Raw genomic sequence first — 16,334 nt, forward strand, 5'->3', positions numbered from 1 at the left:
CGGGTCGGGCGCGGCGCGCGCATGCCTGTCTGCCGGTTTTTCGTGCGAGTGAGATACTTGAACGCGTGCCGCTGCGCGCCGGGCGACCGGGCAGCGGCGATACGGACCGGCGAGCCGGGCACGCGCGCGTGCCGGCCGCTACCTTCAACGAGGTACTCAACTTCATGGTGAACGAGATGCTTGAAACCGCGACGCTCGGCGGCGGCTGCTTCTGGTGCACGGAGGCCGTGTTTCTCGACGTCGACGGCGTGACGGCCGTCCAGTCGGGCTATGCGGGCGGCCACACGCGCAATCCCGGTTATCGCGACGTGTGCGACGGCGATACCGGACATGCGGAAGTGGTGAACGTGACATTCGATCCCGCGCGCATCGGTTATCGCGAGATCCTCGAGATCTTCTTCGCGACGCACGATCCGACCCAGCTGAACCGGCAGGGCAACGACGTCGGCACCCAATACCGTTCCGTCGTGTTCACGCATTCTGATGCGCAGCGCGACACCGCGCTCGACGTGATCGCCGAGCTCGAGCGCGAGCAGGTGTTCGGGCAGCCGATCGTCACGCAGGTCGTGCCGCTCGACGGCAACTACTGGCCGGCCGAGGATTATCACCAGAACTATTACGCGCGCAATCCGGAGCAGGGGTACTGCTCGGTCGTGATCGGGCCGAAGCTCGCGAAATTCCGGCAGAAGTTCGCGCATCGGCTGAAGTCGCAGCGCGGCGCGTGAGTGGTACGTGAGGGGCGCGTGAGGAGCGCGTCACTCGGCGGCGGCTCGCTGTCCGCCGCTACGCCGCTACGCCGCTTCACTGCTCCACCGCGCACACGCGGCGACGATCTCCCGCGCGAGCGCAATGCACGACAGCGGCGCCGAGCCTTCCGCCTTGTTGTTGATCGTGATGATCACCGGCTGGCCGGCCAGCGCGTAGCGCGCGGCCAGCTCGGCGAGCGCCGAACGCGTGGCCGGGTCCTCGTCGACGAGCTGGTCGAACGGCTCGTACTTCGCCTTCGCCTGTTCGTACTTGAAACCGCCGTGCAGGCTCCAGCGCACGATCAGCGGGCCGGGCGCATCGCCGTCGAGCAGCGCGAGCGCGGCCGCCTGGCGCAGCGGGTCCGGCATGCGCGCATGCAGGCCGACGCAGTAGCGAACGCCGAGCGCCGCAAGCGTCCGGATGAAGCGCGGCGTGAGCAGGCAGGCGTCGCGGATCTCGATCGCGTAGCGCGTGCCGTCCGGCTCCGGCGGCAGCGGCGGCAACGCCGCGAAGAACGCGGCCAGCCGCTCGATCAGCGCGGCCGGGTCGGCGAGCAACTGATCGGGCATCGGCGAAAACTGGAACACCAGCACGCCGGCCTTTTTGCCCAGGCCATCGATGCACGGCTGCACGAATTCATGCGTCGCGAGCGCGGCGTCGAGGAACGTCGGGTTCGGTCCCGACGGTTCGCCGCGCCGGCCGCGCACCACGGCGTCCGTCACGGACGCGGGCGCTTTCACGACGAAGCGGAAATCGTCCGGCACCTGCTGCGCGTAGCGCAGATAGTCGGCCACCGACAGCGGGCCGTAGAACGACCGGTCGAGGCTCACGCTCCGGAGCAGCGGGTGCGCGCCATACGCGCCGAGCCCTTCGCGCGACAGCTTCGACTGCGCGAAGTCGCCGTCGAAGACGATGCCGTTCCAGCCGGGGAAGTACCACGACGACGTGCCGAGCCGCACGTTCGGCGGCAGCGCGGCCGCCAGTTCGGCGACCTCGGCGGACACCGGCGCGGGCGGCACGCCGCGCCCGCGCCGCGCGCGCTTCGGCGGTGCGGCCGGCGGAGGCGGCTCGTCCCACAGCAGGCCGGATTCAGGCGAGGGCGGTTCGGGGTCGTCGGTAGCGCGCGGCGACGCTCGATCAGCGCGCGCCGGGCGTCGTTCTTGCGGCGCCGCGTGCTCGCCGGCCGGTTCGGGATTGCCTGCGGCACCGGGGCCCGGGCCCGCGCATGCATCGTCGGCGGACGCGCCGAACAGGTCGAATTGCGCGTCGGCACCCGGTCCCGGCGTCCCGTCGCGCTGCTGTCGTTGCGGTCGCGCGTTGCGCCGCGTGCTGCCGTCACCCATGCATGCCCAGCGTGAAGCGCCGCCTAGCGCGGCAGCGCGTGTTCGTACATGTAGCGCCGCGACCACGGCAACGTTTTCGCGCTGCGGCCGGCCTTGCGGCACACGATCTGGAAGATCGACACGTCGTCGTGCTCGAACGCATACGCGCAGCCGGCGAGATACACGCGCCAGATACGGAATTTCTCGTCGTCGACGAGCCCGCGCGCCTGTTCGGCGTTCGCCTCGAAATTCTCCGTCCAGATTTCGAGCGTGCGCGCATAGTGCCGCCGCAGGCTCTCGATGTCGACCGCCTCGAGCCCGCCGCGCTGCGCCGCTTCGAGCGCGAGGCTGATGTGCGGCAGCTCGCCGTCCGGGAACACGTAGCGATCGATGAATTCGCCGCCGCCGAGCGCCGTTTCGCCGCTTTCCGCGTCGGTCGACGTGATGCCGTGGTTCATCGCGATGCCGTCGTCGGCGAGCAGCTCGCGCACGCGCGAGAAGTAGAGCGGCAGATTCTTGCGGCCGACGTGCTCGAACATCCCGACGCTCGTGATGCGGTCGAATTGCCCGTCGATTTCGCGATAGTCCTGCAGGCGGATCTCGATCTTGTCCTCGAGGCCGGCCGCCTTCACGCGCGCGGTGGCGAGATCGAACTGGTTCTGCGACAGCGTCACGCCGAGACACGTCGCGCCGAACTTCTGCGCGGCGCGCAGCACGAGCGCGCCCCAGCCGCAGCCGATGTCGAGCAGCCGCTGCCCGGGCTCGAGCTGGATCTTCGTCAGGATATGGTCGATCTTCTTGATCTGCGCGGTCGCGAGATCTTCATCGCCGTTCTCGAAGTACGCGCACGAGTACACCATGTTCTCGTCGAGCCACAGCTTGTAGAACTCGTTCGACACGTCGTAGTGGTACTGGATCGCCTTCTTGTCGGTGCTCTTCGTGTGATTGAAGTAGCGCCGCACGCGCGCGAGCTTGCTCGCGCTGGTGACCGTGCTGCGCGCGAGCGAGTAGCTGATGTTGATGATGTCCGACAGCCGGCCCTCGATGTCGATCTTGCCCTTCACGTATGCCTCGCCGAGGTTGTCGAGGCTCGGCTCGAGCAGCAGCGGCAACGCCGATGCGCTGTTGACCTTCAGCGTGACCTGCGGCGCGCTGAACGTGCCGAAATCGAGTTGCTCGCCGTTCCACAACACGAGGCGCGCCGGTAAGTTCGCCTTCGTCCGTACTTCGTCCGCCCACTGTGCCAGCTTCTTTTCCCAGAACATTTGGAATCTCCGTTTGTTCGTTGAATCGAATACAGCCAGGTTTTCTGACCGGGCGCCCGCATCTTGCGATGCGGGCGCCCGGTTGCAACACGAGATACGGCCGGCGCCGGCGCTGCTGCGGCGTCGCTTACGGCGCCAGGCGCGAGATCGACCAGCCCGTCGCCGCGGCGTCGTCGCGCGTATAGAGCAGTCGATCGTGCAGCCGCGACGGGCGGCCCTGCCAGAATTCGATCGCGTCGGGCACGAGGCGGTAGCCGCCCCAGTGCGGCGGACGCGGCGGATTTTCGCCGTAGCGGGCGGCGACTTCCTTCTCGCGCGCCTCGAGCGTCGCGCGGCTGTCGATCACCGTGCTCTGCTCGGACGCCCATGCGCCGATGCGCGAGCCGAGCGGGCGCGAGGCGAAATAGCGGTCGCTTTCGTCGGCGCTGGTCTTCTCGATCCGGCCTTCGATGCGCACCTGGCGCTCGAGCTCGATCCAGTAGAACAGCAGCGCCGCATGCGGATTGACGGCGAGGTCGTGCCCCTTGCGGCTTTCGTAATTGGTGAAGAAGACGAACCCGCGTTCGTCGACGGCCTTGATGAGCAGGATTCGGGCCGACGGCCGGCCGTCGTCGCCGACCGTGGCGACCGTCATCGTGTTCGGCTCGGGCAGCTTGGCGGCGAGCGCCTCCTTGAACCAGCGGTCGAACTGGACGAACGGGTCGGGGGCGGCGTCGGCCTCGTCGAGCGAAGCACGCGAATAGTTGATGCGGAGATCGGCGAGTGTCGTCATGTTATGCAAACGCTTCAATCGGGGGCCAGTATAGCGAACGCGCGAGAATCGTGCGTACACCGTCGCGAGGAAAGGCGGGGGAGTTCAGGCAAAATAGAGGGCCGCACGACTTACGTTTTCCTTGCTGCCATGCCCGCTGCCGACGCTGCCCTGCCCAGTTCCTCCGATCTTACCGCGAGCCCGCCGATCCAGCTTGACGTGGATCGCGAGCGCCGCTTCGGCGGTATCGCACGGCTGTACGGCGCGCCGGCGCTCGCCGCGTTCGAGCGCGCGCACGTGGCGGTGATCGGCATCGGCGGCGTCGGGTCGTGGACGGCCGAGGCGCTGGCGCGCAGCGCGGTCGGCACGCTGACGCTGATCGATCTCGACAACGTCGCCGAAAGCAATACGAACCGGCAGATCCACGCGCTCGACGGCAATTTCGGCAAGCCGAAGGTCGACGCGATGGCCGAGCGCATCGCGCTGATCGATCCCGCGTGTCGCGTGAACCGGGTCGAGGATTTCGTGGAGGCCGACAACTTCGACGCGCTGCTCGGCGGCGGCTTCGACTACGTGATCGACGCGATCGACAGCGTGCGCACGAAGGTCGCGCTGATCGCATGGTGCGTCGCGAAAGGGCAGCCGCTCGTGACGGTCGGCGGCGCGGGCGGGCAACTGGACCCGACCCGGATCCGCATCGACGATCTCGCGCTGACGATCCAGGACCCGCTGCTGTCGAAGGTGCGCGCGCAGTTGCGCAAGCAGCATGGCTTTGCGCGCGGTCCGAAGGCGCGCTTCAAGGTCAGCGCGGTGTATTCGGACGAGCCGCTGATCTATCCGGAGGCGGCCGCGTGCGACCTCGAGGACGGCGCGGAGCCGTCGGCCGCCGCGCACGTCGCGGGGCTCAATTGCGCGGGGTTCGGATCGAGCGTGTGCGTGACCGCGAGCTTCGGCTTCGCGGCCGCCGCGCATGCGTTGCGCGCGATTGCGGCGCGGGCCGTGCGCTGATCGGGAAACCAGCCAGCCCCCGCCTCCTCCATTAATTGAGCGCCATGCTCAGCTTGCGCCGCCACGCGGCGACCAGCTCGGGGCGGTCGCCCGCCAGTTCGAACACCGAAATCATCGTGCGGCGGCCGAGGTCGTCGCCGTACGCGCGGTCGCGCAACACGATCTCCAGCAACTGCTCGAGCGCGCCTTCGTACGCGCGACGCGCGATCAGGCTCTGCGCGAGGTCGAAGCGCGCGTCCAGATCGCCGGGATTCGCGGCGATGCGGGCTTCGAGCGCGTCGGTCGGCGGCAGGTCGGCCGTCGCGTCCAGCGCGTCGAAACGGGTCTTGATCGCCTGGTAGCGCGGATCGGCCTGCAGCGTCTGCGGCGACAGGCGCTCGGCCTCGGCACGCGCCGCGTCGACCTCGTTGTTCGCGAGCAGCAGTTCGATCAGGTCGAGCCGTGCGTCGTCGAAGCCGGGGTTCAACGCGAGGGCCGCTTCGAGGTGCGCGAGCGCGTCGTCGAAGCGTGACTCGGCGAGCGCGTATTGTGCGGCGCGGCGTTCGGCTTCGTCGGGCGCCGGCAGCAGCCGATCGAGGAACTCGCGCAGTTGGCCTTCCGGCAGCACGCCGATGAACTGATCGACCGGGCGCCCGTCGGCGAACGCGATCACGTGCGGGATGCTGCGCGTCTGGAAATGCGCGGCAAGCTCCTGGTTCTCGTCGACGTTCACCTTGACGAGCTTCCAGCGGCCGGCGTAATCGGCTTCGAGCTTTTCGAGCAACGGCCCGAGCGTCTTGCAGGGGCCGCACCACGGCGCCCAGAAGTCGACCAGCACGGGCGTGTCCAGCGACGCCTCGATGACGTCTTTCTCGAAAGTGGCAAGCGTGGTGTCCATGTCGTTCTCTGCAGTTCGAATGTGTTCAGGATGGGGGCGGCGCGCGCGTTTTTCAACGCGGCTTCGCTGCGGGCAGCGGAATCCACTCGGTTTCGCCGGGCACCTTGCCCATTTCCTGCTTCGTCCACGCCTGTTTCGCCCGCTCGATCGCATCGCGGCTGCTCGCGACGAAATTCCATTCGATGAAGCGCTCGCCGTCGAGCTTGTCGCCGCCGAGCAGCATCGCGCGCGCGCCGCCGCTGCTCGCGAGCGTGACGGTCGTGCCCGGCACGAGCACGGCCATCTGTTGCGCCGGCACCGGCGTGCCGTCGATCGTGAGGTCGCCGTCGACGACGTAGACGGCCCGCTCCTCGTGCGACGCGTCGAGCTCGAGACGGCTGCCGGCCGCGAACCGGGCGGCGACGTACAGCGTGCGCGAGAACGTCGTGACCGGCGAGCGCAGGCCGAAAGCGTCGCCGGCGATCACCGTCAGCGACACGCCGCCTTCGTCGCGCGTCGGCAGCGTGTCGGCCGCATGGTGCTCGAACGATGGCTCGGTGGTTTCGTGCGCGACCGGCAGCGCGACCCAGGTCTGGATCCCGTGCACGGTATGGCCGCTCTCACGCAGCGCGTCGGGCGTGCGCTCCGAGTGGACGATCCCGCGGCCGGCCGTCATCCAGTTGACGTCGCCCGGCACGATTTCCTGCAGCGAGCCGAGGCTGTCGCGGTGCAGGATCGCGCCGTCGAACAGATACGTGACGGTCGCGAGCCCGATATGCGGATGCGGGCGCACGTCGAGGCCGGTGCCCGGCGGCAGCGCCGCGGGCCCCATGTGATCGAAGAAGATGAACGGGCCGACGAGGCGGGCGGCGAGTGCGGGAAGCGTGCGGCGCACCTGCAGGTTGCCGATGTCGCGCAAGTGCGGTTTCAGCAGGGCTTTGATCGAATCGGTCATGACGGGTCTCGTGGGGAGCGGCGCGGTGCCGGTCATTGTACTGGGGCGGTGGCGGCGCGCGTGCGGGCAGCGTGGGCAATTCGGGGCGAGGCGGACGAGGTGAGGCAGACGAGGCGAGGCGGACGAGGCGGACGAGGCGGACGAAGCGCACGAAGCGCATGAGGCGAGGTGGGTGAGGTGGGTGAGGCGGGCGAGGTGGGCGAGGCGGGCGAGGTGGGCGAGGTGGGTGAGGCGGCGTGGCTCGGCGGCCGGGCGGCCGGGCCGCGACGGCGAAGCGGTGGGGCGGCGATGAGAAAGCGATTCGGATGCGGCGGCGAATCGGCGGTGCAGCGGCGGCGAATCGCAGCCGAATCGCCCGCGAAACGATGTCACCTCGCGGGCACGCACGATGCGCCGCACCGCTCGTCGCGGCACGGCGCGATTCGATGCGCCGCGCGGGTCGCGGATCGCGCCGCGAATTCGGTAGACTGGCCGGCTCGGCAGCCCGGCCGATTATCGAGGAGACTTCCCATGATGGCCCCGAAGGACCTGCTGCTTGCGCTGATCGTGATCCTCGCATGGGGCGTGAACTTCGTCGTGATCAAGGTCGGCCTGCACGGCATGCCGCCGATGCTGCTCGGTGCGCTGCGCTTCACGCTCGCGGCGGTGCCCGCGGTGTTCTTCGTGCGCAGGCCGCAGATCCCGTGGCGCATGCTGATCCTGTACGGCGCGACGATCCAGCTCGGCCAGTTCGTATTCCTGTTTACCGGCATGTACGTCGGGATGCCCGCCGGCCTCGCGTCGCTGGTGCTGCAGTCGCAGGCGTTCTTCACGCTGGTGTTCGCGATGCTGTTTCTCGGCGAGCGGCTGCGCGCCGAGAACCTCGCGGGGCTCGCGATCGCCGCGGCCGGGCTCGTCGTGATCGCGGTGCAGGGCGGCGCCGCGATGACGCTCGCCGGCTTCCTGCTGACCATCGGCTCGGCCGTGATGTGGGCGTTCGGCAATATCGTCACGAAGAAGGTCGGCCGCGCAAACCTCGTGTCGCTCGTCGTGTGGGCGAGCCTCGTGCCGCCGCTGCCGTTCTTCTTGCTGTCGCTGTGGTTCGAGGGGCCGCAGCGGATCGGCGCCGCGCTCGCGGGGCTGAACGGTACGTCGATCTTCGCGGTGGTCTATCTCGCGTTCGTCGCGACGCTCGTCGGCTACGGCTTGTGGAGCCGCCTGATGTCGCGCTATCCGGCCGCGCAGGTCGCCCAATTCTCGCTGCTGGTGCCGATCGTCGGGCTCGCGTCGTCGGCGCTGCTGCTCGACGAGCACCTGAGCCGCATGCAGCTGATCGGCGCCGCGCTCGTGATGGGCGGACTCGTGGTGAACGTGTTCGGTGGGAAGCTGCTGCGCCGCTTCGCGGCGTCGTGACGCGCCGGCACGCGGCGCGTGCCGGCGGCGGGAAAGGCAGGGGCGGGGAAGCCGGTGCAGGCGCGGGAAAGGTCGGCCAGGACGAGCGGGCCGTGCCGCTCGCACCGGCCGTACGTCAGGCCATCCGGTTCTTCGCGAGCGGCGGATTGGCCGCGAAGTAGCGCTTGATGCCGCGGAAGATCGCGTCGGCCATTTCCTCGCGATAGCTGTCGTCGTTGAGTCTGCGTTCTTCGTCCGGGTTGCTGATGAACGCGGTCTCGACCAGGATCGACGGAATGTCGGGCGCCTTCAGCACCGCGAACCCGGCCTGCTCGACCGAGCCCTTGTGCAGCTTGTTGATGCCGCCGACTTCCTTCAGTACGTAGTTGCCGTAGCGCAGCGAATCGCGGATCTGCGCGGTGGTCGACATGTCGAACAGCGCGCGGCTCACGGCCGCGTCCTGCGTCTTGATGTTGATGCCGCCGATCAGGTCGGATGCGTTTTCCTTGTTCGCGAGCCAGCGCGCGGCGGCGCTCGACGCGCCGTGGTCGGACAGCGCGAACACCGACGAGCCGCTCGCGGACGGCGTCGTGAACGCGTCCGCGTGGATCGACACGAACAGGTCCGCGCCGACGCGGCGCGCCTTCTGCACGCGCACGTTCAGCGGCACGAAGAAGTCGGCGTCGCGGGTCATCATCGCGCGCATGTTGGGCGCGCCGTCGATCTTCGCGCGCAGCTTCTTCGCGATGTCGAGCGCGACGTGCTTCTCGTAGGTGCCGGCGCCGCCGATCGCGCCCGGATCCTCGCCGCCGTGGCCGGGATCGATCGCGACCGTCAGCAGCCGCATCGTGCCGCCCTTGCCGGATTTCGGCGCGGTGAACTTGTAGGTGTCGGCGTCGTCGTCGCTGTCGTCGCGGCGCGCGATGACGGGCGGCGGCTTGACGGCCGGCTTCGCCGGCGTCGAAGGCGCGGCCTGCGGCGTGCGCGGCGCGGCCGGCGTGTTCTGCGCGAAGCGCTGGAAGAACGCGTCGCTGTTGTCGGCCGCGGCGGGCGGCGTGGCCGGGCCCGTGAGCCTCGACGGCGGCTGCATCTGTTGCGCGCGCGCGCTGTCGTTCAGCGCCTGCTCCTTGCGTTCGGTCTGTGCGATCAGGTCGGTCAGCGGATCGGGCGCGACCGCCGGATACAGGTCGAACACGAGCCGGTACTTGTAGGTGCCCACCGGCGGCAGCGTGAACACCTGCGGTTTCACCGACCCCTTCAGGTCGAACACCATCCGCACCACGTGCGGCTGATACTGGCCGACGCGCACCGACTGGATCTGCGGATCGTTTGGCGCGATCTTCGACACGAGGTCGCGCAGCGCCTGGTCGAGATCGAGGCCGTTCAGGTCGACGACGAGGCGGTCCGGCCCCTGCAGCAGCTGCTGGCTGTTCTGCAGCGGCTGATCGGATTCGATCGTGACGCGCGTGTAGTCGCGCGCGGGCCAGACGCGCACGCCGAGCACCGAAGATGCGTGCGCGACGCGCGGCGCGACGAGACCGAGCACCAGCGTCGACGCACCGGCGCGCAGGATCTGGCGGCGCCGCCAGTTGTGCGTCGCGGTGGCCGCCGATTCGATCGAGCGGAACGGTTTGATCAACATCTTTCGAGACATGCCTTTCCTGAAGCGCTGAACGCCCGGACGGTGAGGGCGCGGCCGTCGCCGTCCACGTCGAGCGAGAAAACCAGATCGGGCACGCCGAGTAGCGCGCCTGCCTGTTGCGGCCATTCGACGAGGCAGATCGCGCTCGAATTGAAATATTCGCGAAAGCCTGCGTCGGACCATTCGGCCGGATCGTTGAATCGATACAGATCGAAGTGATAGACCTCGAGTTCCCCGTCGTCGCGCGCGAACGCGTATGGTTCGACGAGCGTGTAGGTCGGGCTGCGCACGCGCCCCGTGTGGCCGAGGCCGCGCAGGATCGCGCGCACGAGGGTCGTCTTGCCCGCGCCGAGATCGCCGATCAGCTGGATCTGCAGCCCCGCGAACGCGTGGGTGCGCGCCAGCTCGGTGCGTGCGGCGTCGAGCGCATGCGCGAAGCGGGCGCCGAAGGCCTCGGTCGCCGCTTCGTCGGCGAGTGCGATCACGCGCTGCGCGAGCGGAGCGGGCAGCGTGTCTGCATGAGGCGGATGGGGCGTGGCTGGCATTCTCGTAAAATAGTGCGATGAACCGCTTACCGGAACTCGCCGCATCCGACGGCCCTTCGACTCGTGCCGAGGGCGCGGCGCCGTGCGCGCTCGACGATGCGGCGTTGACTGCGCTCGCCGCGCGCATCAGGGCGTGGGGGCGCGAATTGGGTTTCGGGGCGATCGGCATCAGCGATACCGATCTCTCGGATGCCGAAGCGGGCCTCGCCGCCTGGCTGGAAGCCGGGTACCACGGCGAAATGGATTATATGGCGAAACACGGGATGAAACGCGCGCGGCCGGCCGAACTTGTGGCCGGTACGCGACGCGTGATCTCCGCGCGGCTCGCCTATCTGCCGGCCGCGACGCTCGCCGCCGACGCGCCCGACGCGTCGTCCGCGCCGCACGACTGGCGCGCCCGCGAGCGCGCCCGGCTCGACGATCCGCAGGCGGCCGTCGTGTCGATCTACGCGCGCGGCCGCGACTATCACAAGGTGCTGCGCAACCGGCTGCAGACGCTCGCGGAGCGCATCGAGCGCGAGATCGGCGCATACGGCTACCGCGTGTTCACCGATTCGGCGCCGGTGCTCGAGGTCGAACTCGCGCAGAAGGCCGGCGTCGGCTGGCGCGGCAAGCACACGCTGCTGCTGCAGCGCGACGCGGGCTCGCTCTTCTTCCTCGGCGAGATCTACGTCGACGTCGCGCTGCCGACCGATGCGCAGACGGCGCCCGATGCGGCGCCCGAAACGCCCGGCGCGCACTGCGGCAGCTGTACGCGCTGCCTCGGCGCGTGCCCGACCGGCGCGATCGTCGAGCCGTATCGCGTCGACGCGCGCCGCTGCATTTCGTATCTGACGATCGAGCTGAAGGGCAGCATTCCGGAGCCGCTGCGGCCGTTGATCGGCAATCGCGTGTACGGCTGCGACGACTGCCAGCTCGTGTGCCCGTGGAACAAGTTCGCGCAGGCCGCGCCGGTCGCCGATTTCGACGTGCGGCACGGGCTCGATCGCGCGACGCTCGTCGAGCTGTTCGGCTGGGACGCCGAAACCTTCGACACGCGGATGCAGGGCAGCGCGATCCGGCGCATCGGCCACGAAAGCTGGCTGCGCAATCTCGCGGTCGGGCTCGGCAACGCGCTGCGTGCGCCGGCCGGGCGGCTCGCGCCCGCTGCGCGCGACGCGATCGTCGCCGCGCTGCGCGCGCGAGCGGACGATCCGTCGCCGGTCGTGCGCGAGCACGTCGAATGGGCGCTGCGCGCCGCATGAACGCGGCGTAAAGTGTCGTCGGCGCGGCGGCGCCGCGCGTTTCACCGGGAGGAGAATGATGTTCAACGCAGTGATCGACGCACCGTTCGGCAAGGTCGGCATCCGCACCGACGCGGCGGTGGTGCGCGAGATCGTCTATCTGCCCGAATCGGTCGGGTCGGTCGCACCCGATTCGCCGCTCGCCGAGCGTGCGGTCGAGCAGATCGAGCGCTATTTCGAGCGGGCGTCGGCACGCTTCGACCTGCCGCTCGCGCCCGTAGGCAGTGCCTTCCAGCAGCGCGTGTGGGACGTGATCAGCGACATTCCGCCGGGCACGGTGCTGACCTACGGGCAGGTCGCGAAGCGGATCGGCAGCGCGCCGCGCGCGGTCGGGCAGGCGTGCGGCGCGAACTACTTTCCGCTCGTGATTCCGTGTCACCGCGTCGTCGCGGCGGGCGGCCTCGGCGGTTTCGCGAACCACGACGACGGCGGTTATTTCCAGACAGTGAAGCGCTGGCTGCTCGCGCATGAAGGCGTGCCGTACCGATGAACGAACCGTTGCTTTCCCCCGCTTCCGATGCCGATGCCGCCGGCGATCCGCTCGCCGCTTCGCCGGCGCAGCTCGCGAGCCGCGCGTCGATCGACCTGTTCTGCGACGCGCTGTGGCTCGAGCACGGGCTGTCGCGCAATACGCTCGATGCGTACCGGCGCGACCTGATGCTGTTTTCCCAATGGCTCGCGGCCACCCACCACGCGGCGCTCGACTCCGCCGACGAAGCGATGGTGACCGGCTATATCGCCGCGCGCAGCGACGGCAAGGCGACGTCGTCGAACCGGCGGCTGTCGGTGTTCCGTCGCTACTACGGCTGGGCCGTGCGCGAGCATCGCGCGAGCGCCGACCCGACGTTGCGGATCGCGTCCGCGAAACAGGGCGCGCGGTTTCCGTCGACGCTGTCGGAGGCGCAGGTCGAGGCGCTGCTCGGCGCACCGGACATCGGCACGCCGCTCGGGCTGCGCGATCGCACGATGCTGGAGCTGATGTACGCAAGCGGGCTGCGCGTGAGCGAACTGGTCACGCTGAAGACCGTCGAGGTGGGGCTCAACGAGGGCGTCGTGCGGGTGATGGGCAAGGGCTCGAAGGAGCGCCTCGTGCCGTTCGGCGAAGTCGCGCACGGCTGGATCGAGCGCTATCTGCGCGACGCGCGGCCGGCGCTGCTCGGCGCGCGCGCGGCCGACGCGCTGTTCGTGACCGCGCGCGGCGACGGGATGACGCGCCAGCAGTTCTGGAACATCATCAAGCGTCACGCGCAGCGCGCGGACGTGCGCGCGCACCTGTCGCCGCACACGCTGCGGCACGCGTTCGCGACGCACCTGCTGAACCACGGCGCGGACCTGCGCGTCGTGCAGCTGCTGCTCGGCCACAGCGACATCTCGACCACGCAGATCTATACGCACGTCGCGCGCGAGCGGCTCAGGACGCTGCACGCGCAGCACCATCCGCGCGGCTAGCGCCGGCGCCGCGCGCTACGCGAGGTCGCGCAGCCGGTGTTTCAGCACCTTGCCGGTAGAGGCGGCCGGCAGCGCGTCGAGCACGCGGATGCGGGCCGGGCGCTTGTACGGCGCGAGGCGTTGCGCGCACCACGCATGCAGTTCGGCGTCGGCCGCCGTCGCGCCGGGCGCGAGCTCGACGAACGCGAGCACTTCCTCGTTGCCGTCGACCGCGCGCCCGATGACGGCCGCCTGCACGACGTCCGGATGTGCGTTCAGCACCTGTTCGACCTCCACCGGATACACGTTGAAGCCCGAGCGGATGATCAGCTCCTTGCTGCGGCCCGCGATCGTCACCGCGCCGTCGGCGTCCTGGCGGGCGAGATCGCCGGTGCTCAGCCAGCCGTCCGGCGACACGGCCGCGCGCGTCGCGTCCGCGTTGCGGTAGTAGCCGAGCATCACGTTCGGCCCGCGCACGCGGATTTCGCCGACCTCGCCGCGCGGCACGTCGGCGCCGTCCGGCGCGACGATCCGCATCTCGACGCCGGGAATCGGCGTACCGACCGAGCAGTCGGCGCGCGGCGCGTCGAGCGGCGTCTGCGTGATCGTCGGGCTGCTTTCGGTCATTCCGTAGCCGTTGTGCAACGGCACGCCGTACACGCGCTCGACGCGCGCCTTCAGGTCGGCGTCGAGCGGCGAGCCGCCCGAATACGCGAAGCGCAGCCGCGGCGCGCGCCACGCGTGCCTGTGCGTGTGCAGGTGCTCGAGCAGCTTCGCATGCATCGCGGGCACGCCCTGGAAGATCGTCACGCGTTCGTCGGCGAGCGCGACGCGCACGGCTTCGGGCGAGTAGCGCGGCGCGAGGCGCAGCGTCGCGCCTGCGTACAGGCTGCCGAGGCAGACCGACGCGAGCCCGTACACGTGCGACACGGGCAGCACCGTATAGACGACGTCGTCGGGCGACACGCGGCGCAGCGCGCTCGACGTCGCGGCGACGAACAGCAGGTTGCGATGCGACAGCATCACGCCTTTGGGCGCGCCCGTCGTGCCGGTCGTGTAGATCAGCGCCGCGCACTGAGCGGCGCCGTCGGCCGCGACCGGCTCGGCCGGCGCGTCGGCGTCGACGTGATGCGACCACGCGCCGATGTCGATCGGCAGCGCGTCGGCGGGCGCGGCGCGGTAGCGCGCGGCATGCGCGCGCGCATCGGGCGAGGCTTCGGTCGCGAACGCGATCAGCTTCGGGCGCGCATGCGCGGCGATCGCGTCGAGTTCGCTGGCTGCCAGGCGCGCGTTCGACACCAGCGCCCACGCATCGACGCGCGCGGCTGCGAGCAGCAGCACGATCTGCGCGACGCTGTTTTCCGCGACGATCATCACGCGATCGCCGCCGCGCACGCCGAGCGCGACGAGCCGGGCCGCGGCCGTGTCGACGGCCTCGGCGAGTTCGGCGTACGACAGGCGGCGCGCGTCCTCGATCAGCGCCGGGTGCGTGGGCGCTTGCGCGGCCCGCAGCGCGGGCACGTCGGCGATGCGAGCGGGCAGCGCGGCGAGCAGGGCCGCGACGTCGGGCGGCGCGGATGAGCGAACGGACGAGGACATGACGTCTCCATGAAGAAGGGCACGGGCAGCGGCACGGGCAGCGTTGCGAACGATCGTGCCATGGCGGCCGGGCCGCCACAATCGGCCATTCGGTCAATAGCGCGTCGCGATGTCCGCAATGATGGCGCAGCGGCCGGCCGGCTGGGCTGCGCCAGCGGGCCGCGAGTATACCGCCGACGTCCGCACGCGATCGTGCGATGGCGCAATGGCGCGCATGCCGGTCGTTCGCCATTAAAATGCGGCGATGAGCAAATCCAGACACGTGTCCGAAACCCCCGCGACCCAGTTGCTGCGCCGCCACGGCGTCGCGTTCGACGAATATCCGTACGACTACGTCGAGCACGGCGGCACCGGCGAATCGGCGCGCCAGCTCGGCGTGGACGAGCACTGCGTCGTGAAGACGCTCGTGATGGAAGACGAGCACGCGAAGCCGCTGATCGTGCTGATGCACGGCGATCGTACGGTGTCGACCAAGAACCTCGCGCGGCAGATCGGCGCGAAGCGCGTCGAGCCGTGCAAGCCGGACGTCGCGAACCGCCACTCGGGCTATCTGGTCGGCGGCACGTCGCCGTTCGGCACCCGCAAGACGATGCCCGTCTACGTCGAGTCGACCATCCTCGAATTGCCGACGATCTATCTGAACGGCGGCCGCCGCGGCTATCTCGTGAGCCTCGCGCCGGCGGTGCTCACGACGCTGCTCGGCGCGACGCCCGTGCAGTGCGCGAGCGTCGACTGAGGGTTTCACCTTCGTCGCACGCGCTGCACGTTCGGTAGAATGGGCGCCGTTTCGGCCGGTCGGCCCGCCCGGCCGGCCGCCGCGGCTCGTGTGTAACGCGGCCGCGCTTCACCGCGCGGCGCGCGTGCCTGCCCGGCCGCCCCCATCATCGATACGTTGAAAGAAGAGTTCTCCGCATGCAGATCCTGCTCGCCGCACTTGTTGCCTATCTGATCGGTTCGGTGTCGTTCGCCGTCATCGTCAGCGCCGCGATGGGCCTGGCCGATCCCCGTTCGTACGGGTCGAAGAATCCCGGCGCGACCAACGTGCTGCGCAGCGGCAACAAGAAGGCCGCGATCCTGACGCTCGTCGGCGACGCGTTCAAGGGCTGGTTCGCCGTGTGGCTCGCGCGGCACTTCGGGATGCCCGACGTCGCCGTCGCATGGGTCGCGATCGCCGTGTTCGTCGGTCACCTGTATCCGGTGTTCTTCCGCTTCCAGGGCGGCAAGGGCGTCGCGACCGCGGCCGGCGTGCTGCTGGCCGTGCATCCGGTGCTCGGCCTCGCGACCGCGCTGACCTGGCTGATCGTCGCGTTCTTCGTCCGCTATTCGTCGCTCGCGGCGCTGGTGGCCGCCGTATTCGCGCCGGTGTTCGACGTGTTCCTGTTCGGCACGCGCAACAATCCGATCGCCTGGGCGGTGCTGGCGATGAGCGTGTTGCTGGTGTGGCGTCACCGCGGCAACATCGCGAAGCTGCTGGCGGGGCAGGAGAGCCGGATCGGCGACAAGAAGAAGGCTGCGGCCGACGGCGGCGCGCAAGGCGGCGGAAAGGTCTGACGCGCGGTGTC

Annotated in this window: 16 protein-coding genes; 8 read left to right on the top strand and 8 right to left on the bottom strand. The window is 69.7% G+C overall.

Annotated elements, in window-relative coordinates:
* Nucleotides 1–164: 164 nt before the first annotated feature.
* Nucleotides 165–725 carry a peptide-methionine (S)-S-oxide reductase MsrA gene (gene msrA, locus AK36_RS16540; RefSeq protein ID WP_045579433.1) on the top strand — a complete coding sequence of 187 codons (561 nt, stop codon included), beginning with the start codon at nucleotides 165–167 and terminating at the stop codon, nucleotides 723–725.
* Nucleotides 726–791: 66 nt separating this feature from the next.
* Here the strand turns inward: msrA and AK36_RS16545 are convergent, their stop codons facing one another.
* From AK36_RS16545 to pdxH, 3 genes are all read right to left on the bottom strand, one after another.
* Complete coding sequence (locus AK36_RS16545; protein ID WP_045578836.1) at nucleotides 792–2,090, bottom strand: DUF72 domain-containing protein; 1,299 nt, start codon at nucleotides 2,088–2,090, stop codon at nucleotides 792–794.
* Between the two features lie 23 nt (nucleotides 2,091–2,113).
* Nucleotides 2,114–3,334: an SAM-dependent methyltransferase gene (locus AK36_RS16550; RefSeq protein WP_014723528.1), complete on the bottom strand. Its 1,221-nt coding sequence runs from the start codon at nucleotides 3,332–3,334 to the stop codon at nucleotides 2,114–2,116.
* A 127-nt stretch (nucleotides 3,335–3,461) separates the two neighbouring features.
* Nucleotides 3,462–4,106, bottom strand: a complete 645-nt coding sequence (gene pdxH / locus AK36_RS16555) for a pyridoxamine 5'-phosphate oxidase (RefSeq protein ID WP_014723527.1) — start codon at nucleotides 4,104–4,106, stop codon at nucleotides 3,462–3,464.
* Between the two features lie 129 nt (nucleotides 4,107–4,235).
* Here pdxH and tcdA point away from each other — a divergent pair, with 129 nt between their 5' ends.
* Nucleotides 4,236–5,093: a tRNA cyclic N6-threonylcarbamoyladenosine(37) synthase TcdA gene (gene tcdA, locus AK36_RS16560; protein WP_034192646.1), complete on the top strand. Its 858-nt coding sequence runs from the start codon at nucleotides 4,236–4,238 to the stop codon at nucleotides 5,091–5,093.
* A gap of 31 nt (nucleotides 5,094–5,124) precedes the next feature.
* Here tcdA and trxA read toward each other — a convergent pair whose 3' ends face one another.
* Together trxA and AK36_RS16570 are read right to left on the bottom strand one after the other, a co-directional pair.
* Nucleotides 5,125–5,970 (bottom strand): thioredoxin, encoded by an 846-nt coding sequence (gene trxA, locus AK36_RS16565; RefSeq protein ID WP_034192645.1) that lies wholly within the window; start codon nucleotides 5,968–5,970, stop codon nucleotides 5,125–5,127.
* Nucleotides 5,971–6,022: 52 nt separating this feature from the next.
* Nucleotides 6,023–6,904 carry a pirin family protein gene (locus AK36_RS16570; protein ID WP_045578837.1) on the bottom strand — a complete coding sequence of 294 codons (882 nt, stop codon included), beginning with the start codon at nucleotides 6,902–6,904 and terminating at the stop codon, nucleotides 6,023–6,025.
* A gap of 513 nt (nucleotides 6,905–7,417) precedes the next feature.
* On the opposite strand from AK36_RS16570, the gene AK36_RS16575 reads away from it, so the two are divergent.
* Nucleotides 7,418–8,296, top strand: a complete 879-nt coding sequence (locus AK36_RS16575) for an EamA family transporter (protein WP_174479792.1) — start codon at nucleotides 7,418–7,420, stop codon at nucleotides 8,294–8,296.
* Between the two features lie 115 nt (nucleotides 8,297–8,411).
* Here the strand turns inward: AK36_RS16575 and AK36_RS16580 are convergent, their stop codons facing one another.
* Both AK36_RS16580 and AK36_RS16585 read right to left on the bottom strand, forming a co-directional pair.
* Complete coding sequence (locus AK36_RS16580) at nucleotides 8,412–9,929, bottom strand: N-acetylmuramoyl-L-alanine amidase (RefSeq protein WP_011885826.1); 1,518 nt, start codon at nucleotides 9,927–9,929, stop codon at nucleotides 8,412–8,414.
* Entirely contained in the window at nucleotides 9,911–10,462 is a 552-nt protein-coding gene (locus AK36_RS16585; protein ID WP_014723523.1) for a bifunctional tRNA (adenosine(37)-N6)-threonylcarbamoyltransferase complex ATPase subunit type 1 TsaE/phosphotransferase, read from the bottom strand. The genes AK36_RS16580 and AK36_RS16585 overlap by 19 nt, the downstream gene beginning before the upstream one ends.
* A gap of 17 nt (nucleotides 10,463–10,479) precedes the next feature.
* Between AK36_RS16585 and queG the strand changes: the two genes are divergently transcribed.
* The 3 genes from queG to xerD are packed head-to-tail and all read left to right on the top strand — an operon-like array spanning nucleotide 10,480 to nucleotide 13,194.
* On the top strand, nucleotides 10,480–11,706 hold the full coding sequence (queG, locus tag AK36_RS16590) for a tRNA epoxyqueuosine(34) reductase QueG (protein ID WP_034192642.1): 1,227 nt from the start codon (nucleotides 10,480–10,482) through the stop codon (nucleotides 11,704–11,706).
* Nucleotides 11,707–11,764: 58 nt separating this feature from the next.
* Nucleotides 11,765–12,235 carry a methylated-DNA--[protein]-cysteine S-methyltransferase gene (locus AK36_RS16595; RefSeq protein ID WP_011885823.1) on the top strand — a complete coding sequence of 157 codons (471 nt, stop codon included), beginning with the start codon at nucleotides 11,765–11,767 and terminating at the stop codon, nucleotides 12,233–12,235.
* Nucleotides 12,232–13,194, top strand: a complete 963-nt coding sequence (xerD, locus tag AK36_RS16600) for a site-specific tyrosine recombinase XerD (RefSeq protein WP_011885822.1) — start codon at nucleotides 12,232–12,234, stop codon at nucleotides 13,192–13,194. The genes AK36_RS16595 and xerD overlap by 4 nt, the downstream gene beginning before the upstream one ends.
* Before the next feature lie 15 nt (nucleotides 13,195–13,209).
* Here the strand turns inward: xerD and AK36_RS16605 are convergent, their stop codons facing one another.
* The gene (locus AK36_RS16605; protein ID WP_011885821.1) at nucleotides 13,210–14,772 is read right to left on the bottom strand and encodes a class I adenylate-forming enzyme family protein; all 1,563 of its coding nucleotides are present in this window, start codon (nucleotides 14,770–14,772) and stop codon (nucleotides 13,210–13,212) included.
* Between the two features lie 244 nt (nucleotides 14,773–15,016).
* Here AK36_RS16605 and ybaK point away from each other — a divergent pair, with 244 nt between their 5' ends.
* Together ybaK and plsY are read left to right on the top strand one after the other, a co-directional pair.
* Nucleotides 15,017–15,508, top strand: a complete 492-nt coding sequence (gene ybaK, locus AK36_RS16610; RefSeq protein ID WP_011885820.1) for a Cys-tRNA(Pro) deacylase — start codon at nucleotides 15,017–15,019, stop codon at nucleotides 15,506–15,508.
* Nucleotides 15,509–15,684: 176 nt separating this feature from the next.
* Nucleotides 15,685–16,323 (top strand): glycerol-3-phosphate 1-O-acyltransferase PlsY, encoded by a 639-nt coding sequence (gene plsY, locus AK36_RS16615; protein ID WP_045578839.1) that lies wholly within the window; start codon nucleotides 15,685–15,687, stop codon nucleotides 16,321–16,323.
* Nucleotides 16,324–16,334: the final 11 nt, after the last annotated feature.

The organism is Burkholderia vietnamiensis LMG 10929, assembly GCF_000959445.1.
GTDB classification, from domain to species: Bacteria; Pseudomonadota; Gammaproteobacteria; order Burkholderiales; family Burkholderiaceae; genus Burkholderia; species Burkholderia vietnamiensis.